Annotated in this window: 22 protein-coding genes and 3 pseudogenes; 11 read left to right on the top strand and 14 right to left on the bottom strand. The window is 60.0% G+C overall.

Annotation, left to right across the window (positions count from 1 at the left end; all coding sequences use genetic code 11):
- Positions 1–90: 90 nt before the first annotated feature.
- A complete protein-coding gene (locus tag ACFVYC_RS14575; RefSeq protein WP_387551281.1) occupies positions 91–1,017 on the bottom strand; it encodes a hypothetical protein in 927 nt (308 codons plus the stop codon).
- Positions 1,018–1,455: 438 nt separating this feature from the next.
- On the opposite strand from ACFVYC_RS14575, the gene ACFVYC_RS14570 reads away from it, so the two are divergent.
- Both ACFVYC_RS14570 and ACFVYC_RS14565 read left to right on the top strand, forming a co-directional pair.
- Entirely contained in the window at positions 1,456–1,893 is a 438-nt protein-coding gene (locus ACFVYC_RS14570) for a hypothetical protein (protein ID WP_387551278.1), read from the top strand.
- Between the two features lie 481 nt (positions 1,894–2,374).
- Complete coding sequence (locus tag ACFVYC_RS14565; RefSeq protein WP_387551275.1) at positions 2,375–2,587, top strand: hypothetical protein; 213 nt, start codon at positions 2,375–2,377, stop codon at positions 2,585–2,587.
- A gap of 84 nt (positions 2,588–2,671) precedes the next feature.
- Here the strand turns inward: ACFVYC_RS14565 and ACFVYC_RS14560 are convergent, their stop codons facing one another.
- The 4 genes from ACFVYC_RS14560 to ACFVYC_RS14545 form a co-directional block, all read right to left on the bottom strand.
- On the bottom strand, positions 2,672–2,821 hold the full coding sequence (locus tag ACFVYC_RS14560) for a hypothetical protein (protein WP_387551273.1): 150 nt from the start codon (positions 2,819–2,821) through the stop codon (positions 2,672–2,674).
- A gap of 186 nt (positions 2,822–3,007) precedes the next feature.
- Positions 3,008–3,988 carry a DUF4192 family protein gene (locus ACFVYC_RS14555; protein ID WP_387551270.1) on the bottom strand — a complete coding sequence of 327 codons (981 nt, stop codon included), beginning with the start codon at positions 3,986–3,988 and terminating at the stop codon, positions 3,008–3,010.
- Between the two features lie 573 nt (positions 3,989–4,561).
- Positions 4,562–4,912, bottom strand: a complete 351-nt coding sequence (locus tag ACFVYC_RS14550) for a hypothetical protein (protein WP_387551267.1) — start codon at positions 4,910–4,912, stop codon at positions 4,562–4,564.
- Between the two features lie 77 nt (positions 4,913–4,989).
- The gene (locus tag ACFVYC_RS14545) at positions 4,990–5,418 is read right to left on the bottom strand and encodes a hypothetical protein (protein ID WP_387551264.1); all 429 of its coding nucleotides are present in this window, start codon (positions 5,416–5,418) and stop codon (positions 4,990–4,992) included.
- A 683-nt stretch (positions 5,419–6,101) separates the two neighbouring features.
- On the opposite strand from ACFVYC_RS14545, the gene ACFVYC_RS14540 reads away from it, so the two are divergent.
- From ACFVYC_RS14540 to ACFVYC_RS14520, 5 genes and pseudogenes are all read left to right on the top strand, one after another.
- A complete protein-coding gene (locus tag ACFVYC_RS14540) occupies positions 6,102–6,383 on the top strand; it encodes a hypothetical protein (RefSeq protein ID WP_387551261.1) in 282 nt (93 codons plus the stop codon).
- A gap of 51 nt (positions 6,384–6,434) precedes the next feature.
- Complete coding sequence (locus ACFVYC_RS14535) at positions 6,435–6,578, top strand: hypothetical protein (protein ID WP_387551259.1); 144 nt, start codon at positions 6,435–6,437, stop codon at positions 6,576–6,578.
- Between the two features lie 340 nt (positions 6,579–6,918).
- A pseudogene (locus ACFVYC_RS14530) lies at positions 6,919–7,349 on the top strand (LexA family protein).
- 10 nt (positions 7,350–7,359) lie between these two features.
- A complete protein-coding gene (locus ACFVYC_RS14525; RefSeq protein ID WP_387551257.1) occupies positions 7,360–8,658 on the top strand; it encodes a Y-family DNA polymerase in 1,299 nt (432 codons plus the stop codon).
- A gap of 36 nt (positions 8,659–8,694) precedes the next feature.
- The gene (locus ACFVYC_RS14520; RefSeq protein ID WP_387551254.1) at positions 8,695–9,009 is read left to right on the top strand and encodes a hypothetical protein; all 315 of its coding nucleotides are present in this window, start codon (positions 8,695–8,697) and stop codon (positions 9,007–9,009) included.
- A 90-nt stretch (positions 9,010–9,099) separates the two neighbouring features.
- Here ACFVYC_RS14520 and ACFVYC_RS14515 read toward each other — a convergent pair whose 3' ends face one another.
- Both ACFVYC_RS14515 and ACFVYC_RS14510 read right to left on the bottom strand, forming a co-directional pair.
- Positions 9,100–9,714 carry a hypothetical protein gene (locus tag ACFVYC_RS14515; protein WP_387551251.1) on the bottom strand — a complete coding sequence of 205 codons (615 nt, stop codon included), beginning with the start codon at positions 9,712–9,714 and terminating at the stop codon, positions 9,100–9,102.
- 280 nt (positions 9,715–9,994) lie between these two features.
- Positions 9,995–11,644 (bottom strand): class I SAM-dependent DNA methyltransferase, encoded by a 1,650-nt coding sequence (locus tag ACFVYC_RS14510; protein WP_387551578.1) that lies wholly within the window; start codon positions 11,642–11,644, stop codon positions 9,995–9,997.
- Positions 11,645–12,135: 491 nt separating this feature from the next.
- Between ACFVYC_RS14510 and ACFVYC_RS14505 the strand changes: the two genes are divergently transcribed.
- Positions 12,136–13,389 carry a PIN domain-containing protein gene (locus tag ACFVYC_RS14505; RefSeq protein WP_387551248.1) on the top strand — a complete coding sequence of 418 codons (1,254 nt, stop codon included), beginning with the start codon at positions 12,136–12,138 and terminating at the stop codon, positions 13,387–13,389.
- A 65-nt stretch (positions 13,390–13,454) separates the two neighbouring features.
- On the opposite strand, the gene ACFVYC_RS14500 is transcribed toward ACFVYC_RS14505, so the two are convergent.
- From ACFVYC_RS14500 to ACFVYC_RS14470, 7 genes and pseudogenes are all read right to left on the bottom strand, one after another.
- On the bottom strand, positions 13,455–13,913 hold the full coding sequence (locus tag ACFVYC_RS14500) for a hypothetical protein (RefSeq protein ID WP_387551245.1): 459 nt from the start codon (positions 13,911–13,913) through the stop codon (positions 13,455–13,457).
- Positions 13,891–15,993 (bottom strand): GNAT family N-acetyltransferase, encoded by a 2,103-nt coding sequence (locus tag ACFVYC_RS14495; protein ID WP_387551242.1) that lies wholly within the window; start codon positions 15,991–15,993, stop codon positions 13,891–13,893. The genes ACFVYC_RS14500 and ACFVYC_RS14495 overlap by 23 nt, the downstream gene beginning before the upstream one ends.
- A gap of 283 nt (positions 15,994–16,276) precedes the next feature.
- Complete coding sequence (locus ACFVYC_RS14490; protein ID WP_387551239.1) at positions 16,277–17,476, bottom strand: restriction endonuclease; 1,200 nt, start codon at positions 17,474–17,476, stop codon at positions 16,277–16,279.
- Positions 17,477–17,767: 291 nt separating this feature from the next.
- Complete coding sequence (locus ACFVYC_RS14485; RefSeq protein ID WP_387551236.1) at positions 17,768–18,265, bottom strand: hypothetical protein; 498 nt, start codon at positions 18,263–18,265, stop codon at positions 17,768–17,770.
- A gap of 744 nt (positions 18,266–19,009) precedes the next feature.
- Positions 19,010–19,555 (bottom strand): hypothetical protein, encoded by a 546-nt coding sequence (locus ACFVYC_RS14480; protein WP_387551233.1) that lies wholly within the window; start codon positions 19,553–19,555, stop codon positions 19,010–19,012.
- Positions 19,556–19,679: 124 nt separating this feature from the next.
- Positions 19,680–19,868 (bottom strand): hypothetical protein, encoded by a 189-nt coding sequence (locus ACFVYC_RS14475; protein WP_387551230.1) that lies wholly within the window; start codon positions 19,866–19,868, stop codon positions 19,680–19,682.
- 114 nt (positions 19,869–19,982) lie between these two features.
- A pseudogene (locus ACFVYC_RS14470) lies at positions 19,983–20,546 on the bottom strand (recombinase family protein).
- A gap of 501 nt (positions 20,547–21,047) precedes the next feature.
- Here ACFVYC_RS14470 and ACFVYC_RS14465 point away from each other — a divergent pair.
- From ACFVYC_RS14465 to ACFVYC_RS14455, 3 genes and pseudogenes are all read left to right on the top strand, one after another.
- The gene (locus tag ACFVYC_RS14465; protein WP_387551227.1) at positions 21,048–21,551 is read left to right on the top strand and encodes a DUF2971 domain-containing protein; all 504 of its coding nucleotides are present in this window, start codon (positions 21,048–21,050) and stop codon (positions 21,549–21,551) included.
- Positions 21,552–21,611: 60 nt separating this feature from the next.
- On the top strand, positions 21,612–22,511 hold the full coding sequence (locus ACFVYC_RS14460; RefSeq protein ID WP_387551224.1) for a toll/interleukin-1 receptor domain-containing protein: 900 nt from the start codon (positions 21,612–21,614) through the stop codon (positions 22,509–22,511).
- Positions 22,512–22,731: 220 nt separating this feature from the next.
- Positions 22,732–22,987: pseudogene (locus tag ACFVYC_RS14455) on the top strand (alpha/beta hydrolase); the annotation flags it as partial.

Below are 22,987 nucleotides of genomic sequence, written 5' to 3'. Positions count from 1 at the left end.
TGGTCTTCCCGCCCCCCGTAAACCAGGTAAGACCGGACAACCAAAAGGCCCCGCGGGGGGCCCTCGCCGTGCATTTTCTTTGCCGGGACTTTAGCTAGCTTTCCCTCTCCCGTCGGCTTCCCAGCCGGCGCGGATGCGGTGTGCCAGCTCCATGCCGAAGAGCGGGTCTCGCGAAACTACCATGGCCGGAACGGGCTTGTAGTTGGGGTGATATGGAGGAACAACGCCGGCGAAGAAGGACCTAATTTCAGCATCTGAGTAGAACTCGCACCTTTCGATATCAATGAAGTGCATACCCATGTGTGACGCCAAGGGCAACAGCGGGGCGTCATGCCTCGTTTGGGGGCTCGGTATAACAACGGCGGCCAACCTTTCAAGGAGTAGCCCTGGGAGGGCCGGCGCGCCGCCGAGAGTCATAATGCTGAGGTCGGTCTCGAAGAGAGTACGAACTCTGGCGCGATCTTTCGCCTGAGCGGCTACGACGGCTACCCAGCCCTGCCGGACCTGAGCCAAGGGTTTGACCGGCTCCAGCAGTTCAAGGATCATCGGCTCACCGGTGTGCGGGTCCACGGCGTTGAGGTGGGAGGCTCCGACCTGGCCTGTGTAGAGCCAGCCTGTCATCGTCGATGATGACGTTACCGTGACCATCAGGAGCGGCTCTTCCGGTTTTCCGTCCAGCTTCCGGTAGAGAATAACGTTTGCTGAGTAGCCGAAACCAACAGTGTCCTGGAGGGCGCTGCCGTCGATAGCATCCAGCACCCACACGAATGTTCCCGGGGGTGCCGCTCGGAACCTTGCCCAGTCGGGCTTTGATGCTTCCTCGCCGACGACAACGGATCCAGCAATGAGAGCTTTCAGGTCTGTGCCGATCAAGAGATGGGCTGCGACGTCGTTCTTGGTTTGGTCCCCGCCTTCCTGGTGCTCACGGGGGTCAGCCGCCTCGATCAAGCGTTTCAGGTGGCTCCACCGGTCATGCTCCGGCATGTTGCGTAAGTAGAACTCGTCATCGAGGTCCATAACAGTGTTCTCAGCTGGATATTGGCCCATCGCAACTGCTTCCGGCAGCCGCCGGTGCAGAATCATGCTGACCTCCCGGAGAAGGCGATGCAGTGTTGACGTGGGGTCGTGATCGTGATGATCTCGTGGTGCTTTCACAACGTGCCTCCTGGTGGCGGTTGGGGGCACGGCACGCGCGCGCCGCTAATAGCCAAATGTAAGTCACAATCATGTATTTTTGAACTCTTGTATTTCGATTACAAACGGTGGTACTGTGTGGGCATCGCGTCGATCTGCCAGCATCTGCAATGGGGTCGACGCGTTAGTCATTGGCCCACTAAATGGAGGCTCGAAATGCCGAAAGTCCACAACGTTGCCTCGCGCCGTCCCCAGAGTTCCCGCTCTGCAGAACCACGACGTGCGGAACGACCAGCAAACGTGCGGCTTGACGACGCACGATTGGGACTTATCACCGCACTGGCCGTTATCGACGAAACGACTGTGGCCGAGCAGATACGCCTTGCTTCGGACGCCTACATCAAGCAGCGACTCAAGGATGCCGAACTGCCGGCGAAGGTTGAAGCCGCAGTAGAGCGCTACCGTCAAGGTTTTTCCTCACTCCTTGCCGGAGAACCCAGCACTCCCAAGGATCCAGACCGAACCGCACCCCGCGACATGCGCAGCGAGAAGCAAGTCACGTTGAGGCTGGAACAACGCACCATCGACTTCTGCACCAGCCTTGCCCTCCTGGACGCCACCACCCTCGCTGATCAGCTAAGGGCTGCCATCGACGCCTACACCGCGGAACGTCTGCAGGACCCTGAACTCGACCGGCGCACCAAGGCAGCCCGGAAAGATCAGGACGAGTTGCTCGCCCGACTCTCAAAATCCGCGTAGCAAGTGGCCGCAGTCCGCTCGTCTTACCTATCGATCAGGCGAGTGTCACAGTTGGTGTTATTTAACGCCGGCGGATCGTTATCGTCCTTAAGGGATCAATCCTCCACAGGTATTTAGGGGCGCCAAAGAGCCGGCACCGTAATTGGGGCCGACTCTTGGTGTTCCTCGGACAAAGGCAACCTGTGGTGCAGCGTTATTGCTGTCTGGTGCTACAAGTTGCGGTGTTCCTGGGCGTGGGCGTGTCCACCGGCCCGGAACATGTAAACAACAGCGCCAGGGGGTGACGGAGCTCTGCGACGGCGCACCCTGGCCCTGACAGCCGGCCGCGCCTGCGGACGCCCGCTACCTGGTTGAAGCGGGAGCGCAAACCAGTGCGAGCCCTTCGAGCATGCCCTTCACCTCAGCTGGTGTGGTTCAAACGACGGTGTCGTGCCGGCCGATGCCCCTATCCCGCACGCCTTTGGGGCCCTAGGGTGGGGGCATGACTGATCCGGCGCCGCGTCTTGGCCACCCAAGTGGTGTGCTGCGGATCCTGGTGGTGGTGTTCACTGTCACCGCGGTTGGATCGTTGGTGCTGGTGGCCGTGGACCTGGCCATTGGCCGGCCTGCTGGGGGCGATGTTTTCATCGCGGTGCTCAACAGTGTGGCGGCCGTGATGTTGTGGCGATGGAGATCCGGAATGGCACGGACATGACGAAAGGCCGGCACGGGGCCGGCCTTTCGCGGTTTTTCCTCGGACAAAGGAAACTTGTGGTGCAGCGTCCTTGCTGCCTGGGTGTTAGAAGTTGTGGTGTTCCTGGGCGTGGCCAACGTCGACGGGCCCGGTTGTTTGGCCGGCTGTGAGCAGCTGCAGTTCAATGATGTCTTCGGCCAGGCTGGCGTCGGCAGCGGGCTGGTCGTCCTCGGTCAGGATGTATTCGTGTCCCACAGTGCGCGCCCTCCCGTTGTAGTGGTTGTGCCCACTGTAGTCCAGGATCCTGAACGCTTACTGGGTGTGGCGCTGCGCCCGCGTCAGCGTGGTCGGCGGCCGGCGGAGCGAAGCGGGGGAGGCCGCCCCGCCACCGCAAAAAGCCGGGCCGGATACCCTGCAGGTGATCCGTCCCGGCCTTTGCGGTTAGAGCAGGCGGCGCTTGTAGGACTGTTCAGGGTCCATGGCGGCATCGGCGATGTAGCCGCGGTTGATCAGTTCCCGCAACAGCACTGCCAGGCGGAAGTCTGGAACGTCCTCGGCAGCGAGCTTTAGGTAGCGGTCCGCTTGGGATCCGCTGCCTTTGAGCCACTGAAGCCAGCCCATCAGGGTCAGCATCGGTGCGCGCTGCCCGGCCGGTACAACCTTCATCAGTTCGAACGCGACAGCCTCGGCCCGGTCCACGCGGTCCCAGTCGGGACGGGCCGTGAACTTGCCCATCAGCGCGTCGCCGAAGTTGCCGTTGTGGGTGGTGATGGTGTCCCGGAACAGGTAGTCCCGGATGTGCCGGTGCTGGAATGCCGCCGCCAGCTGCCGGGCGGTATCCATGTCCGGTGTACCGTCGTCGTACAGTTCGGCGGCCCACATCCCGCAGGCGCCACGCAGGTCCTCGTCGCTGCCTTCCGGTGTTTCGACTGGGGGCGCCCAATCGCCAAGCAATTCAGGGTTGTACACCTCGATGTTCGGGGCGGACCCGAAATAGGTCAGCGTGACGTTGGCGTTGCTGTCGCGGATTTCATCCAGTGAGTTCTTTTCCGCGGTACCGTAGGTTGCCCAGTGGGTGCCCGTCACCAACAGGACCCTCTTGACGGGCATACGTGCGGTGGCCAGCTCGGTGCTGAGGGCGAGGACGTGCGCCGCGTAGGGGAAGCCGTAGGCCGGTTTCTCGTCGGTGTAAACGATCACAAAGGACCCCGTTGCCTTGTCGTCGTTGGCGGCGTAGGTGGTCATCATCTGCGCGTAGTCCAGCGGGGTGGACGCTGCCGGTGCGTCCATGCGTAGGCTGGCGCCAAGGAAGCCGAGGCGTGTCGTCAGCACGACAAATGACTCCTTGGGCCGGTTGCCCAGCAGGTGCGGGACGGCGGCGATCAGGTCAGCGGAACCGGTGATGGTCAGTTTTTCAGTCATGGTGTTGTTCCTTCTTGTCCGAGAAGCGTGGGTGGGTGGGGCGGTGTGTGGTGACCGGCCAGCTCCCCTTCTCCCCCCGTTGTTTTTTGGCTGCTGGCGAAGCTTGCGGAGCTGTGGCCGACGGAGGCCCGTCCACCCGAAGGGCAAGGGGCGGAAATCTTCGTAAGGAAATCAGCGACGAAGGAGCGCCGTCGAAGAATTCCGCACCGCAGGCCCCGACGAAGGAGGGGCTGGACGGGCCGGAGCGGACACGTACAATCCGAAGGACAGCAGCCAAAAGACGTCGTCAACAAGACAGGTCCAGGGGGTCCGGAGCTTTGCGACGGCGCGCCCTGGACCCAACAGCCGGCCGCGCCAGCGGACGCCCTTATCGGTGTGAGCCCTGGCGAACACCCTCCCCGGCCATCGGCGAACCCAACGGCACCGGCAGCCCCGGCCTGCCGCCGGCGGCGCCGACCAGGCACCCGATCCTGGCGAATGGCGGTCCGCCGCTGGCGACCACCAGCGAAAGCCGGCCACGACGGCGGACCGCCCGGCGGTGACCGGCCCCGCAAGACCGGCCACCACGTTGCGCTATTCGCGGCGGTCGTGCAGCGGAACCGCTCCATAGTGTCCGGCTGCGCGGCGGAACCGTGCGTCGCTGCTGAAGATGAAGGTGCCGCCGAACATGTACCACGGGGCAGGTTCACCTTTCGGGGCGGCGGGCTCGGCGTGGACCACGGTTTCGCGGTGGAAGTGCTCGTTTTTGACGAGCCGGACGGCGGGCCGTTCCTCGGTCGCTTCGAAGACCGGGTCGATGTCCTCGCCGATGACGGTTACTTCCATGACGTGGGCGGAGATTCCCCGGTTGGAGAAGTTCGTGCCCAGGGCGTCGCGGTAGATCAGGGCGGTGATGCCTTTGGGGGTGGTGGTGGCGTTGTTCATGTGCTGGCTCCTTTGAAGGCGTTGGGGTGCTGTACTGCCCGGCCCGGGCCGGGCAGTACAGCGGTTGTCAGTGCTGGTTAGGCGGCGTGGACGGTGTAGGGCATGCGGTACCGGCTGGGGAGCTCGGCGGCGGCTTCGGGCAGGTCGTCCGGGCCTTGGGCCTGCCCGTTCTTCCAGTGGAAAAATGCCTGTTCGGTGATGGCGTCCCACTGCCGGGCTTTGGTCCGGTAGTAGGTGCAGGTCACGTCACCCTCGCAGTACGTGGCAACGCCGAACAGGTTCCCGATCCGGTCAGCGGTCCGGGTGGCCGCGACCATGACGTAGGGCCATTGGCCCAGGTCCCAGCCATCGCAGCCCCAGCTGGAGAGCACCGTCCAGCCGTGCTGTTCGATGAGGTCCATCCAGTCGTAGCCGCCGTTCATGTGGTAATCGCCCAGCACGGACATCCCGTCGATGGCTTCCCCGGTGTCGGCCAGGGTCACGGTCTTCCTTGTTACTGCGTTCATGGTGTTGTTCCTTCTTGTCCGAGAAGCGTGGGTGGGTGGGGCGGTGTGTGGTGACCGGCCAGCTCCCCTTCTCCCCCCGTTGTTTTTTGGCTGCTGGCGAAGCTTGCGGAGCTGTGGCCGACGGAGGCCCGTCCACCCGAAGGGCAAGGGGCGGAAATCTTCGTAAGGAAATCAGCGACGAAGGAGCGCCGTCGAAGAATTCCGCACCGCAGGCCCCGACGAAGGAGGGGCTGGACGGGCCGGAGCGGACACGTACAATCCGAAGGACAGCAGCCAAAAGACGTCGTCAACAAGACAGGTCCAGGGGGTCCGGAGCTTTGCGACGGCGCGCCCTGGACCCAACAGCCGGCCGCGCCAGCGGACGCCCCTCAACTGGTTGAAGCGCAGCGGAAACCAGCCTTGGAGAGCGTAAAATGAGAGCGTCCTCCGTCATCGGCCACTCCCCCCAGTTGGCCGGTGACGGCGGACCTAAAACTTCACCGCAACTTCCTTATGTGGGATGCTCGAAGGTGTAAGCAGCAGGATGTTTGCAAAGCAGCGGGCCCACATTCCTTAGAATGCGGGCCCGCTCTTTCTTCTGGAGGATCCCGTCGGCGTTGGTAGCGTAGGAGCGTCTCGCCAGTCGAAGCGGAACTCGGGGGAGTTTTCCTCCTGGCGGGACATCTATTTCAGAGGGGCAGGGTATGGGGCTGCGAAGCTTTTTCGGGAGACGCCCGGCAGTAGCCGGCGAGACGGCTGTTTCAACGGTCGTCATTGACCCGGCAGTGCCTGAGCCGTTAACGCCTGAGCAGTTTGCAGAGTTACAGGACGCCTGGGCCGAGCTCGCCGAAGCAGCCGAAGGCTCCGGCGTCACCGGGATGCACGCCTGTTCACGCAACGGGCGGCGCTGGGAGGAAGACCCCGCGGCCGTGCGCGGCCTGGCGGCAATCCTCAGGAACGTCCGGGCAGAGAATGCCAACAGTTAGCTAACCGCGTGTTTCAGGGCCCGAGGCTGTCGTGCCGCCTAGGGTCAGACTGTGGAAAGGAATAAGTCCGGGGAACTGGAAGGGCAGACCTCCATTAATGAGCTGCTCGATGAACCGATCGGCGAGTACCCCACCCAACTGGCGCTGCCCATCCTCGTTCAGATCCAGCCCGGTCGATTCCGCCGCCTGTCCTGACCCCGCATGCGAAACCTTCACCACGGACTTCGGCGCGGAAGGGCACACCAGGTGCGGGCCCTCCCCAGGCCTCCCGGCACCTAGTAGCGCTACCGCTGTTCACGATTGGGGTCAATTCGGGTTATCCACGGCTGAATATTCTTGGGAGCCATTGGGAAGCTCCCTTCGGCAGCCGTAGCGGTGGATAACCCGGGAAAGAATTGTCCCCGGTTGTGGGCAGCGGCCCCGACCCGGGATCAGCGCGCACATCCTGCGGCCAGTGCAACATGGCGGAAGACGCATTGTCAGCCCTGGCGCGTACACTGATTAAATCGAACATATATTCGAATAAAGGTGTGTTGTGGGCGTTGTTGTCGGTCCTCGTGTGATAGATGCGGGTGTTTCGTTGTTGTCGGTGCTGGTGTCTCCGGTGCGGGTTGCGGCGGGGTTTCCGTCGCCGGCACAGGACTACTTTGATGGCCGGATCGACCTGAATGCGCACCTGATCAAGGACGTCACCAGCACATACGTGGTGCGGGTGTCTGGGGAGTCGATGGAAGGGCCGGGATCAGCGACGGGGACGAGCTGATCGTGAACCGGGCGCTGGAGCCACGTGACGGGGCGGTGGTCGTCGCGGTCCTGGACGGAGAGCTGACGATCAAGCGGCTGCGGATCACCCCGACAGGGGTGATGCTGCAGGCGGAGAACCCCGCGTACCCGGACATCGAAGTCCCGGCCCTGTCCGACCTGACCATTTGGGGAACGGCTGTCCGTTGCTTGCATCACATTTAGGGGGCCTGTCATGTCTAAGCCGGCGTTGATGCGGCACATGCCGCAGATCGCGCACGTGGACGTGAACTGTTTCTACGCCTCCGCGGAGCGGGCCTTCAACCCGTCCCTGGAGGGCAGGCCCGTGATCGTGCTGTCCAACAATGACGGGTGCGCGGTCACCCGCTCCCCCGAAGCCAAAGCCCTGGGCATCGGCATGGGTGAGCCGTGGTTCAAGCTCGCCCCGCAGGCGAAGGAATGGGGCCTCGTCGCGCTTTCCAGCAACTACGAGCTGTACGGGGATCTCAGCGCCCGGGTAATGGAGCTGCTGGGCCGGTACTCGGCCTGGTTGGAGGTCTACAGCATTGACGAAGCCTTCCTCGGCGTCAAAGGCACCCCGGCCGAGCTGCTGGCCATGGGCCGGTCTATGAAGGCCGCGGTCCGGCGGAATGTCGGCGTGCCGGTCTGCGTTGGGATAGCGCCGACGAAGACGCTGGCGAAGCTGGCCAACAAGTGGGGAAAAAACAACAAGGCCTTCGGCGGGGTGTGCCCTTGGGACTCCGTCCCCGCCCCGGAGCGGGAGGCGTTGCTGGGCCGGCTGTCCGTCGAGGAAGTCTGGGGCATCGCCGGACGACTGACCCGGCGGCTGAACGTGATGGGCATCTTCACCATCGCCGACCTGGTCCAGGCCGACCCGGTCAAGATCCGGGACAAGTTCTCCGTCGTGATGATGCGTACCGTCCTGGAACTGCAGGGGACCCCCTGTATCCCCATGGAGGAAGAACGGATCGGGCGGGACCAGCTGATTTTCTCCCGGTCCTTCGCCAAACCCATCACCACCGCGGCGGGGATCCGGCAGGTGATGAGCGTGTACGGGCAGCAGGCATCGGCACGCCTGGCCAAACACGGGCTGCAGGCCAAGGTCCTCACCGCGTTCGCCGGCACCTCGCACTTCAACCCCAACGACACCTCCTACCCCTCCGTCTGCGTGCCCTTGCCGATGCCCACCGCGGACCCGGTGATCCTGACCAAAGCCGGCCACGCCCTTCTGCCCCGGATTGTCGAGGGCGTCCGGTACGCCAGGGCCGGGATCATGGTCACCGACCTGCGCCCCAACGGCAACCAGGCACCCCTGTCACTATTCGAAAACCCGCACGAAGAACGCCACATCGGAACCCTGCTCGAAGACGTCACCCGACGGTACGGCCGCGGGTCCATCGGCCTGGGCCACGGCGGGATCCGGGGCGGGCCGGACTGGACCATGAAACGGGACATGCTCTCCCCCAGATACACCACGCACTGGGATGAACTCCCCCTCGTCAAAGCCGCCTGACCAGCCCTCTGCACCACCCAGGAAGACAACAAGCACATGACCATCACCCCAGAAGCACCAACCCTCAATGCCCCGGTGGACGTCCGTTTCACCAAGGCCGGCACTCCCCTGGCCGTCCGCTACGACGGACGCATCTGGGCCGTCACCGAAGAACCCGTCCACTGGTTCACCAGGGACTCATGGTGGGAAACCCGCCATAACGTGCCCGTAGGCGTTGGGAACGTCGTCGATATTGAACACTGGCGTGTGCAGGTTCGTCTCGGAGCCTCAACCTCGGCACCCCGGACCTTCGAGCTACGCCGTGATCCCCTCTCGGAGCGATGGTTGCTTGAGTCGCTCACTGACAATTGAGGGCATCCTGCCTAGTGGTATGGCAGGGCCTGGTTTCGCCGCCGATACTGGCCGCTCTGACGCTGGGAACAGCCCGCACCTGGGACTTGTTCAGTTGGGTTCTAACGGCAGGGCGGCTTCTTCGACTGGCAGACTGCGGTTTTCGTAGAGCTCTCGAACGCGTACATGCTCATCGATGGGTGTGGCTTCCAAAATCGTTTCTATGAGGGCCCTCATGAACTGTGCGGCTGCAAGGTCCTCAGGGACCTGTTCCTCGACAAGTCTGGCCGTGCCGGCAGGATCGTCATCGTCCCAATCCACCAAGACCAGGGCTGTAGTTGTATAACCGTTTCCGTCCCCACGGTCGCGGAGTTTCCGCATCATGTCAACGGTCCGGGCAAAGGCCCCAGGTTCGTCCTGCACGATGGTCCCTCGTTGCACGAAGCCGAATCCAACAGCAGCCAAAGGGTATCTTCCGCGGAGGTTCCCGGCATCACCGTAGGCTTCTTCAAAGCGGTTCGAAAGGTTCTTCCCGAACGATGAACTCATGGCCTTGGTTGAAAGAATCAGCTCGGGGCCGCGGTCCCACCGCGCAATAGCGACATCGACTTGCTTTACGTAGGCGCGCCCAAGAATTCTGGCGTCCGCCGCGCCAAGGCCCCTCGACACGATGGACTCCCTAACTTCCGTGGCCAGGTTGCGGGGAAGCTTGTCCAAGAGTGCCATGACGTCCTGGGACACTACTCGCGGCCGGTTTGCCCGTGGCCACACTTCATCAGGTCCAAACCCTGCCCGCCTCAATTCATGTGCGAACCAGGAGTCGATGGCTTTAGCGAATCGGCCACTCTGAGACTTATCTCCGGCTGCCAAAGGCACGGCCAGGAGGCTGCATAACAGGCTATAGTCCGGTACAAATAGCGGCTGCTGCCCAGCCGCCTGATGCTGCCAGGGACTTGTCGTTGACGCCCCGGCTAGTATTGCGTCAAAATCTGAAAAAGCGTCGCGACTAGCCACGGAGGACCGGCTTGGATCGTGCCTTGCGCCGGCTGTACAGGGCGGACTGGGCTGATTTGAGTTCTTTGATGTCGGAATCGGCAAGGCCCAGACCGGACTTGAGGATAACGTCATCGACTAGCTCGACGGCTTGTGGTAGGTCACCGTTACGCAGAGCGGATGCGACGCGTGAACGGATCGCATGGAGGGCTTCTGCCTGCGCAGCGACAAGAGTTGGGCTTGGAACAGGCAACAGATCCGCTTCTTTGGGCTCGATTTTCAGCATCCCTCCCCCGTAGGCTCGCCCCACTGTCTCAGCACCCAACATGGTCAGTGTATTAATGGACGCAATCGGCAAGAGCTCGCGCCCAAGTTCCCTGTGTTCCAGACGGAAGTACACGCCGTGAACTGAATTGAGATGGTGCACTCCTGCGTTGTTGGTCGTCAGGCGCGGCGTATCGGCATTCATATATGTCAGGAACAGGTCCGGAATGGACACCAGGGGAACCCTCCACCAGGGGGAACGGACACGACACTTGTAGGCGTCGTTGACCCTATCCGCTTCACCCTCCCGGATGAGGTCCTCTCCCGCGGGTGACGGGGCCCCTGCCGGACGGAACAAGTAGGTCGCCTTTCCCTCCTCGCTGAGCTGACGCAACCGCCGTGCGCTCAATTCCAGGCCCCGCAGATGCCGACTGCCCGGGGGGGAAATCCGTACGAGGTCATTTCTGTTGAGTCCGCGTTCTTTCACCTGGTCCCAAGTGAGTGCGAAGAAGGAATTATTTCCTGTCACCGCACCGAGCGAGGTCTCTCCCCAGTCATGAAGGACGGAAAATCCAGTACCTGAGAGTAAGGCGTCGTAGATGGTCCTCGCTCGAGGACCAACCATGGATGCCGTCCATTTTTCCCCTGCAGCCCCGGGGATCCAGGTACTCGGCGCGTCCATGGAGGACAAGTCCTGGACACTCTCCGCTTGGAAGAGCGCGAAACGGTCAGTGGGTCCTTCCTGGAACCCTTCAGCCAGCAGCAAAACAACTTCTTCTTGAACGGTCGGGAAAACTCGTTCGCTGAACAGCACGAGCTCGACCTTTTTGAAGCTTTCCAGGAGGAACCTGCGGACAGGTGCTGCGTAATTAACCGATAACAGCTCCGCCGGCAGTACGAGTCCCAATCGACCACCGCGCCGAAGAAACTGTGCGGAGTGAACAACGAAGGCGGCCCAACTCGAGGCCAGCTCGCTTAGGCCTACGCCGGCTGCGGCAGCTGCGGCCCGTGATCTCTCACGGGATTCCCCCGTGTGCTCTTGGTACCGGATGTAAGGAGGGTTTCCGATCACGCAGTCGTGTACAGGGTTTGGAATAACACTGAAAAAATCGCTGACATGGACGTGTGCTTCGATTCCGGCATCTGCCAGGATCATCTCCGCGAATCGGGCGGATGTCTCGAACAGTTCCACCCCGGAGTAGCTCACCGGGGGAAGTTCTCGTGCCTTGGCGAACTTGTCAGCGGAGACGAGGAACGCCGCTTCGCCGCAGGAAGGCTCCAGCACACGGGTTGTGCCATGGGTCATAGCCCAGCTCGCAATGTAATCGGTCACTGGTGAAGGGGTGAAGAAAGCCCCGCGGGCCTTTCTCAAATCGTTCGTATCGTCTCCGCGAAGCACATCTAGCACCCAGACAGTCTTCCATAGAGGACAGTCAAAGAAGGGGACCGCGCTCCGCGCCTCCAGGACCTATCGGACGGGTCCGGGTTCCCCAGCGGGACGGTCTGGGCTCGGTGCCTGCTGCGTTATAGAAACGGCCTTCATCTCCTGCTTCGGATAGGACATTTGCGGCCCCTGCTGCCCTCAATCGTTCGTCCGGGCCGTGCAATGGTGTCTTCGCCTGAACAGCGCGGTTGTTACATTGACCTGGTGATTCCCCCCGCATGGCGCTCATCTCAGGAGAAGGCCACGAATCTTTTCATGGGTTAGGCATCACTGCCGTTACCGATGCATGCAACAGTGGTGGCTGATGAGCGTGAATGCTTTCAGATCACCTTGGTCAAGGAATGCGACAGCCAAGGCCCATCTCAGCCGGTGCTCCTCTAAGAGATCTCCAACGCATCTCGACCTCCAGTCCACGGGGAATTAGGGTTGATGCCTAAGATCGACGGATGGACATGTCGTCTGGATCGCCGAAACGCTTCATCATCATCACGGACTCCACTGAACTTCATAACGCATACGCGCTAAAGGATGCTCGGTGGTCAAAGCTGTCGACGGAGATCCGGAGTAACCGGGTCGAGTGGCTGGTGCCTGAAGTAGTAATTCAGGAGACTGTTCGTCACCACAATGAGGCATACGAGGCCGCGATCAAGAAAACGATCCCGAGTCTGCGGAAGACTGAGCGCGCTTTAGGACAGCTGGGCATCTCGGTAGGTCTGAATGCTGCGGAACTTGTCCGAATCTCTCAGACGGAACACGACTATGAAAACAAGCTCCGCGCGCGTATTGCTGGAATCGGGGGCAGGATTGCAGCGCTTCCACTTATCGGGCACGCAGAGCTACTGAGCTGGGATCTGAGCCAGCGCAAGCCTTTTGGACAGTCCGGTAAGGGATATCGTGACGCCTTGATATGGGCCACCACTTTGGAGTGCGCGCGGCAAGTCGCAGCCCACGAGCATCTCATTTTTGTATCCAACAACACTCGAGATTTCGCATCGAAAGGATTGTTACATGACGATCTCCGTGAAGATTTGTCTAGAAGCGTGCCTGCCATCAACCTGAGTTATTGCGAGAATCTGACTGCGGCATTCGTGTTGATAGAGAAGCTGCTTGAGGAGGATAACCAGTCAGTTACGTCGTCATCCGAGAAGGAGCGATTGAGCACAGGGGGCCGGGGCAGTGCAGACGAAACCAATGCAGATCCTCAAGAAAAAGCCACGTCGGGCTACCCACCGCGATACAGCCCGAAGGCCGACCTGGATGAGCTTCTTCGAGAAGTCTTGCTCCTTGAGTGTGGGGAACTTGTCGCTTCGACCTTGGAACACCACACGAAGGATGGCGACTTCTCTAGGCCCGAATGGATTCCCGCTCAGCTGGAGAATCCAACGATCTATCATGTAGACCCGCTCACTGACCTCATGACTTGGAAGCTGATTGAGAAGTTCCGGGATGGCGCACAGCTGATCCACATGGCAGCACCCTTCACCGTCACCGTGGATGGGTATATGGATAAAGGGGACTATTACGCTGCCGAGTCCAACTCAGATTCCGCAATCTATGCCCTGCAAGCAGACTTCAACGACCACTACGCCCTCGTCGCAGTGGACGGTGCCGGTGACATCGAGTTCAGTGTGCTTGTTTCTCCGGATAAGAACGAGGTGAATCACGTCGAGCTAACTTCACTCAAAACCCGCATCCTCTGATCAGGTGATGCTACGGCCTTCAAGATGTTTAGGCGCGCAGGACCGGATTATGCCAGCTCCCTCCGCTATGCCGCCGACACAGCCTTGCGGATTCGTTCAAAAGATTCCATGCCTAAATAACGCCAGCTCTGTGGCGGTTCCAAGCCATGCTCGGCTCTCATGTCGGCTAAAGAAACCTGTTGTTTTCCCTCAGAGATGCTTTCCAAGGGAATCGCATACGCTCGTTCTGCTCCCGCAAAATAAGCATCGTATTCTGCCCTCGATAAGCCCGTTTCCTGGCCCACGAGCTCCCATAGGCTATCGGGGTCCGAGGCTAGAATCTGGCCGATCACGGCGTACCCACGAATGGCCATGTCTCGTCCCGAGGAGTACACAACCATAGGGGTTCCCATTGCTACCTTCGGGGCGTGGCGTCGCAGTTCCACTGTCTTTTCCCCTGAAAATATGGCCTCCACAAACGAGGATCGGATCGAGATTAGAACTGCGCTGCGGGCGGGCTCCCTAACCAACTGATGCTGCGTCATAACGCGTTCCTTCTCTATAAATTTGATCAAATAGCGCCGTCGGGACGGGCCTTGCTCCCGGCAGGGTTCCTAGAGAAATTCCCTCCATGGAGGCAATGTCCACCGCTCGATGATAGGTGACCGGTCTGTCAAAGATCTCCGTATCAGCGAAGATCAACGCCGCAGCCAGTCCCTGATGGTCAGCAGCCTGTCGCACGTCTTGGATGTTCCATACCCCGAAGGACTTGTATCTCTCGTAGAGGTTGGTTGGTGTACCTACCCTGGTACTGACAAGTCGAGAACAGCCTAAAATGAGCTGAGCCGTGCTCACGTACCAGAGGATGCGACCAGGGGCCTTCGGTACGTAGTTTCTGGACTTGTAATAGACGTGTCGTCTGCTCAAGCCAAGCTCCGCCGGTCGGTCAAACAAGGTCAAATCATGACCAAGCAACTGGCTAGCGGCGGTAGGACGGATCGGAACAATATAAGTCGGCAATGTACTATCGGTCATTTTGGCCGGCCAAAGCAATCTCTCTATTTCAGCGGCGGCTTGCGGGTTAGTCGTGACGTCTGATCCGTCCAGCATCTGCATGAACGGGCCTGAAACTACTCCACCCGTTTGGGCAGCAACCAATGCCGCCCGCTGAACTTCAGTCCACGGACCGCAGGCTTCAATTGCGAGCATTGACCAGCCATGGTTTGTCTGCCACAGGCCGTCTCTTTGGAAGGACTGTTGGACTCGGGGATCGGGCCCCACAGCGGGATCAGTTATGTGAATGTGCGGAAGCTTCAGGCCACGGGCCTCGGAGCGAAGCAGATAGAGGAGTTGCAGCGTCAATGCCTGCGTCATTTTTCCGCGTGCTATCCGAAACATCGGCACGTTCAGGCTGCCAGTTGCCTCATCTTGACTAGTGGCGAGGAGCGCGGCGGGTTCAGAGGAGTCTCCCATGTAGATCAAGCGCCTCCGTCGCGTCGGGTCCTGATCACTCCTCACACTCTCGCTTATGCGTCTGCGGAATGCTGCTCGCTTCTCTCCCACTCCCGTATTGAGGAACCCGTGTAGGTTTTCGACAGATCCTGCGGCAGCTTCTGAGATGCTGACCGCAGTGTTTTGGATTTGAACGGGAGCATAAAACACAGAGCGTTGTAACTCATCCACATGCACAACCAGCTCCGTTGGCGACAGCACTCGCGTACCAAGCGAAGCAGCAAGTGGACCAAAGGTCCGTGCGGCCTGTTGGTCCCTCGTTACAAACACATCTGCCCCGGCAATTGCGGCCTCAGCAATTAGTCGGCAGTCTTTTCTGAGGCTCGGGTCCTGATCCAACTCTGACGAAGGAATGCTGGCGATCCATTCCCCAAATTTCTCTTTCACCAAGGGTTCATGCTCACGCCGGTACAGGTTTGCATAGGTGCTGACCGTGGAGAGAATGCGTTTCCTGTCCTCTTGGTTTGGAATTTGGTTTACTTCGTTCTGAACCCCGTTGGTCGTACAGAAGAGGACTTCGCCCGCTAACCACGGCGCCTCCAGAACCTGGCTTTCCTCGCCATTTCTCGGAAGCTTAAGGTCGAGAATAATATTTGTATCTAAAACGACCTTCAGGGCGGTTGTCTCTTCAACCTGGGCCGAGAATAAGTCGCCATGGCCAAAGTCCAGTCGCCAAGAGGTTAGCTCCGAACCATTTGCTGCTCGGCCTTTCAGCGATGCCATGGGGACAAACCCTAGATGCGGCCACATGGCGTTCGCGTCCCAGTCCGGCCGACACCGTACAAAGATGCCTTGCAAATCCGAGTACTTCGTTCGGATGCTTTCCACAAGCATGGCCGCCAGACCTTGGCCCCGGTGTGCTTCCTCAACAACAAGGTGGGCCAAGCGGATCTCGCGGCGCGGAAGCGCGAAGAGAGCGTAGGCGCATAGCTCACCGTCGGCATAGACCCCAAAAACCGTTCCTGCTTCGAGGTACTCCCGGAAGGCCTCATACCGCATAAGACCGAGAGACGCCTTGTACTTGTCGCCCAGTCCTACTACTTCAGCAAAGTCGCCAGGGACACAAGTTCGGACGACGTACTGCAGTTGGGGCCTTGGACCCGTTGCGCTCATGGTCGACGTCCAACGCGGGAACCGTGCATTCGTGCAACTTTCTTGTTAGTGCATGCCCCAAACAAACTGAGAACACACGGCAGCGGCTGCTGTTGAGCATGGGACGCGCAAAATGGCTCGCAAAATGACTCATTGCTCGTCTCAATACTATGAGCCGTACAAGGAAGACTGCCCAAACACCGGGACCGAGATCGATTCCAAGACGCTCAGACAGGACGGATATTCCGGGGAGGGGCATCTCCCAAAATTTACACTGACCGTTCACGACGCCTTTGGGCCAGGCTCATGACCTAAGCTCGTAAGTGATCGCTAGCTTCGGCCTCTGGGACAGCAAGGTTTCCAGCTTGCTGTCCGCCCAGAGTTCTATATGGGGTCGAAGGCCGTTCTCGTTGTGCTTCTCGGCGATTGCCACCGCGTCACTACTGAAGCGGCTGCTGGTTGCAATGATTAGTGATCGGACCACTGGGGGTTCCCACATGGATAGGCTCGCAAGAGAAGCGTGGATGTCGCTCGGGCCTACTGATTTCGACGTATAGTGCTTCGCTTGTACGATTACACGCTCAGTTCTGATCGAGCCGGAAGAATCGGGAATCACCCGTTGAAGTGAGATGTCACGTCCTCGATCTGGGGCGTTCGTTTTCATTAACCACTCGATGTTTTGGTAGCCCTCAAGATCACGAAGGATATCGAAAAGGAGCCGCTCGAAGCCGTCGGGATTCAACACCGTCCAACTTAATGCCGTCGTCGCTTGACCAGTCAGCTCAGCTTTTCCAATCTCACCTAAGTCGATGTCGGGGACAGGGATAGGGTCCGCTTCACCAACCTTCGCTGCCTCAATATCCACTAGCACCGACGGCCAATCCAGAGCTGAAATGTCGTGCCAATCGTGGACCTCTCCGAAGCGGAGGTGTCGATTCAGATCACCCCACCGTCCCGTCCGCTCGACGGTTTGGCCCAACAGACGCTCAATCTCGGCCAGGCAGTTTTCTATCTCGTCTACTTCTGGTGTGTCAATGCGGACTCGTGGACCTAGAGGAGCCGCGTTCCACTCATCAAGGGTTGGAATACCGAGAATAATCTTCTCTATCAGCCGAGAAACCTGGTCAGTCAACTCTGTTAGGCGTGAGGCAATAACCCGACGTCTTGCTCGATCAAGAAGATGGCGATACTTCGCAAGCTCCTCGCCGGGTCGTTCCGCCTCGGCCCATGCTCCTCGTGGAAGCTCTGCGATATCTCCGTAATCCATGAAAGCTTGTCCAAGAGCGTCAATGTCAGGCAGGCTCTCGGTGATTCTCCACCCCTCGATCGGAAGTAGACCAGGAAGTAGGTCGTCCCAGTTGCGAGCAAGAGTCGTGTACTCCGGGACATTGCCGAGTTGAGGGCCACTGGGTACATAAGGTCTGGCTCGATCCCAAATTTTCTCTAGCTTCTCCAGATTGACCGCCACCTTGTCAAAGGTTGCCAATGCGCTATCCAAATCCATGAACATGAGCCTATGGCTGCTTCAGGACAATCACTTCCTCAGGTGGCCCGAAACAGCGTCATCTCAGCAATGACTTGTCCGGTGGAAGAGCCCTATCGGGGACCCACCCTTTCAATCGCCAAACGTGTCCCACTTTTTTGGAACTGGGACAGGACCATGCGGGACACTCACCCAGCAGCTCGATCCGCCTTGCTCCACGTAATTTGAACGTCCCAGATGTTATGCCAAAACGTGCGCCATTTACCGGCAAACTTCACAGGTCAACACCATGCGGCAATGCAGACAGGAGAGCTAGTTCCCTTCAGGACCGGTCGAATCACTCGGCTCGGATTCTGCCTGCTCCGCTTTCTCGGCCCTGTGGCGCTTGTACCATCCGACGCACTTCTGTACACCCTTGGCTGTGAGGCCTACCGCCAGTGCGCCGGCAGCTAGGAGCAGTGCTTTTTGCGGGTCAATTTCCCCTGGGGTTGCGGCCGCCGGCTTTTTGGCCTCGAATGCATGGAAGTTCGCGTCCCCCTCGGCCTGCGCAACTTTCCTCGCCGCTCTCTGTGCTTGCTTGTCTGCGGAGATGTCAGACCGCACTTTCGCTAGCTTTTCCGGCGAAGCATCAATGACGTCCGTGATGCTGGGGTCGAAATGGGTCGTCTCCCAAGACCGCGCTGCGTATCCACCGTACCCATTGTCATGGGACCGTTGAATGCCGAACTCTTCACCCTTTGAGGTGAGGCCATAAGCCCCCGGCTCCCCGTAGAGGAACCCCTGGTCCTTCAATAGGCGATTCACTTCCATAGGGCTTGCGCCGATCCTAGAACCAATTTCTGTAGCTGATAACCCGAACTTCCCCACCCTTGGTCCCCTCTAAGACGCTTTCTGGTTCGTCCCATTGTAGGATCCAAGATCACTCAAAGCTGGCCCGTCGAGGGCACATAGACAACCTCGGCAGCAGCATCTAACGCAAGAGACCCCCAGCCCGCCAGGAGCACATCCGCCCACCCCCTGGCCTAGCCGAGCTGTCCGCGAGTGAGGCAATCAATTGGCCACGTGGCCGGGCCCGGCCTGAAGGCCTGGCATCCCCTCCTACCGCGCCGGCAACCGAAACAAGGACATGAAGTTCTAAACCAGGGTGCCGGCAGGACTGTAGCCTGAAAAGCAAGAAGGAGAACGGGGGGTGCTTTTTGCTGCTGACCGCCTACATCATCAGTGCTACCGACGGGCAGCTGGTTGTCGGTGTTATTGAACTGCCGACCCTAACCGCTACTTCCCGGAACCTGGACGAAATACCCTCCTTGGTGAAGGCACAGGCAGCCCAGCTGACAGGACGGCCAGCTGAGAACTTCGACGTCGAGCTCCCTTACTAGCAGACACAGGCAACGTCCCGCCTTTCGCTTCCCACCATCTTCCTGCCGGGCGAGGACGAGCCTGCGCAACCTCCTCGCCCGGCGAAGGGTCGGTCAGCGCACAGCTGGTCTACAAGATCTTGGGAAAGGCAGGTGTCCGGGCGGCAAGAGCCCTGCTGCATCAGATAGGCGGGTTTCAAGGAGCCGGGGACAGGGCCAAGACCTCCCGTGCCCGTTCAAGCGCCGGCAGGCAAAGCCTGGCGATGCGTTCACGGCCCGCTGCCCGGTACAGGTCATAAGCCCATTCCAGTTCAGCTGCCGCGTCCCGGTAGAGGGCTTCGTCAAAGAAGCGCACACCGATCTCGTACCGGACCAGAGCTTCCTGGGCTGGTGACGAAGCAAGGCGCAGGGCCTCTTCCTGCAGCAAGGCCGCCTCATGCCACCGGTGTGAGCGCCGGCAGGCATGGGCCAAGACCAGCAAGGGCCGGAACCTGTCTGCCGAACCAGCCAGCAGCACGCGGCCTTCGGCAACCGCCTGCCTGTCACGGCCCAGCAGGGACAGCGCCCAGACCCGCTCCAGGCTCGGATACTCCCCCAGCCTGGCGCTCATTGCCCGCCGGTCCACGACCACGTCCCGAAGCGTCACCGGATCCGTGCGCCAGATCTCCGCGGGAGGAACCGCCAACCTGCCGCCACCTACGAAGACGCCGGTCGTCATCAACTGCCAACTCAGCGCCATCATGATCCAAGGATTCCACAGCCCCCACTGTCCCTTGGCCCGTGCGTGGATCACAGGCCTGCGGTCATGCTTCACCGCCGCAGCCTTCCTCAGCCCAGCCACCGCAGCAGCCCGGCCGGGACGTCAATTATCCAGGCACCCTGGTTTCCAGCACCGCCAGTACCTGCCGTGCTGCATCCAAGTGATGCACGGCCACGCCCACGGCATTACGCGCCGTGCTATGCGCCTGTTCAGCATCCCGCGCCAGCGTGAGGAGGTCGTCCTCGATCAGATACCAGCCTGTCCTGTACGTCCAACAGCAGACGGTAAAGCTCATCAGCGGTAGCGGTACCGGTATTCACTGGGCATCTCCCATTTTCAGATAGCGGTACACGGTGGCGCGTAAGGCGCCGATCAGTTTCTGGATCTCGACGAGGTGCCCCATCGCTCCTCAGGCGGAACGCCGCTGAAGCTCGCGGTACACCGTAGTCCGGGATATCCCGAACAGCTCCGCCAATTCAGCCTGCGTATGCTCCCCGGCGTCGTGCAGCGTCAGCAGATGCTTCCGCTGCGTCTTGGATAACTTTGGCTGCTTGCCTTTCAGCCGCCCCTTCGCCTTGGTGACCGCCATTCCCTCACGGGTGCGCATCCGGATCAGGTCCGCCTCAAACTCGGCCACCATCCACAAGACGTTGAACAGCAGCCGGCCTACCGGATCAGTTGGATCGTGGGTGCTGCCGCCGAGACTGAGCACGACGCCTTTGGCAGTCAGTTCATCGGCAATATCCCTGGCATCGGAAAGGAAGGTGCCAAACGGTCGAATTTGGTCACCACGAGCGTATCGCCGCCCCGGCACGCTGCCATCGCTTCACGGAGACCAGGGCGCACCCGATTCGTTCCCGTCAGCCCGTGGTCGACGAAGATCTGCTTCTCTTCAAACCCAGGCTAAGGAGAGCGTTTCGTTGCGCGGTCAGGTCCTGATCGCTCGTCGAGACGCGGCATAGCCGATCTTCATTCCAGTCACAAGGAACATAGTTGCAGTAATCCCACCATCAGCGTGCATATCACCGTGCGGGTATTACGTACATGGGCTCAGCCAGCAACGGCGCGGAACGTCTGGGCGGGCTCCCAGGGCACGGTGATCGACCGGCTTTCGGACGCCGTCTTGACCTCGCTAGCTAGAACTCAAGGAATACCCGCCCGGCCGTGATGCTCTGCCCTCCACCGTGTGAAACCTTCCATTCTGGGTGAAATCAAGCCATACCCTAAGCCCTTTGCTCTCGGCTTGTAATGTCATGGGATGCCGTTCCAACCAGTGCACGAAAGTTTCACCGATCAGCCTCCCGCGACAGCCACGGTGTGGCGGTACATGGACCTTGCCCGTTACTTATCTCTCCTCGAGAACCAAGCACTCCACTTTGCGCAAGCTGAGGTGATGACTGACCGCTGGGAAGGCGCTTATGGTGCGCCCAATCGAGAACGGCGACCTGCCTGGTTCACACCTGAGATTGAGGCAATGGACTCAACCGTTCGGTCTCGCATGCGGTCCTGGTTCCGGAACCATGCCTACTTAAACTGCTGGCACCTTGGGGAGTACGAGTCGGTTGCGATGTGGGACATCTACCAACGAGAAGGCCGTGGAGTTGCCGTCAGATCCACTTGGGGCTCGCTAACCGCCAGCATCACCGATCCTCGGCCCATCTTCGGCGCACGCGTCAAATACGTCGACTACACGAGTTCCTACATTCCCGAGGACAACAACTTCGACGCTTACGTCCACAAACGGCTTAGCTTCGAACACGAGAAGGAAGTCAGGCTTGCGGCTTTTCTTGAGGCCGAAAGTAAATCTCCTTCTGCCGTGGTTCCTATCTCGGTGGACCTGAACACGCTCATTCAGAGCGTGTATGTAGCACCAGATGCGCCGTCATGGGTAGCCGACACGATCGAATCCGTGAGTAATCGCTACCCCTACACCATTAACGTCCGGCAGTCGGATCTTGCCAGCGACCCCTTGGAGTGAAAGCGTGGTCTGTGCGCTGTGAGCCATCCGCCAACGGATCAGCCCTCTATGGTTGGTTTCATGGCACTGTCACGCAAAGACCGATTCAACATGAAGACCCAACTCCTTGAAGGGTTCGGAACACTTGAATGGGACTCAAACCGTGTCAACGTGCTGCTACGCGAGTTCAAGCTGCAGCCATTCACCGGTCAGTTCGATCATCCCTCGCTGGAGGAGATAATCGCTGACGTAACCGACGAGACGCTAACCGAGCTTTATGCCCTAGTCATGAATATCGACATCGATGCGGTGGCCGACGTTGTGGAATCAGCTACAAACGATGGGGGCTGGAAGCCCAACTATGCGCGGGTCTTCCTCTCTCACTCTGCAAAACATAAGAAGTTCGTAGGGGAGGTTGCAGACGAACTTGCCCTCGTCGGCGTCCATGGTTTTGTTGCTCATGACACGATGGCTTTCAGCAAGCCCTGGCAGTCACAAATCGAACAAGCGCTCCGCTCGATGCAAGCATTCGTTGCCATCATCCATCCCGAGTTCAACTCCAGCCCTTGGTGTCAACAAGAGGTGGGTTGGGCACGAGGCCGCAGAGTGCCCTTCTATGCCGTGCGTTATGGCGCTGACCCTGCCGGGTTTATCGGAAGAGATCAGTGGCCAAGCGCTGCCGGTCAAAATCCGGCACAGGTAGCCGCCATCATCAGCAGCTGGGTCTCGGCGCTGCCGGAACTGGGCACAGCGGTCACTGAAGGACTGTTCGAGTCACTTCGAACTGCCCCTAGCTTCATCGACGCAGGCACGGCCGCGAAGCGGATCGTCTCACTCGGATCCCTGACGGATGATCAATGGGATCGTCTCGACACCACATTCTGGAGCAACGATCAGATTTACGGCGGCGCGCTGCCCTCGAAAGCGCTTCAGCCCTTCTACAGAGAGAATCAGCGGCAGTGGCCTCCCGCGAAGCCTTAACCGTCAACCATTACCTTGACGGCCTATTCGAACACCCGGACAAACGTTAAAAGCGGCAGCAGCGCGGTAAGGGAGCCTTCAGCGGACACTGGGAAACTGTTCGCCAACCCTTCTCATACGATCAAGATATGGGTCGAGCCGTAATTTATAAAGGAAGGGCAGCTCATGGCCAGAACGCGCGCAACCATACGACTGGCTCACCGACGCCATGGAGCAGGGGATGCCCAAGATGTTCCGGCGGATGTTGATGCTGCTGCTGCGCCCGACCGGTCTGACCCCGCGGATGACCCCAGAACAGATGGCCGCCAGCAACATCGAGGTCGGCAAGATCGCCCGGGAGTGCAAGCTAGGCCCTGCGCTCGACAGCATCACCGTCCCTGTGCGGTACGTGCTCGCCTCAGGGGTGTCCTTCGGCAGCAAGGGTGACGAGCAGGAGATCATTCGCGCTGGCCTGGAACCGGTGTTCGAGCGAAGCT

The sequence above is a fragment of the Pseudarthrobacter sp. NPDC058329 genome, from assembly GCF_042879835.1.
Taxonomy (GTDB): Bacteria; Actinomycetota; Actinomycetes; order Actinomycetales; family Micrococcaceae; genus Arthrobacter.
Note: the sequence above shows the minus strand (reverse complement) of the source record. Positions and strands in the feature narration are given on the sequence as shown.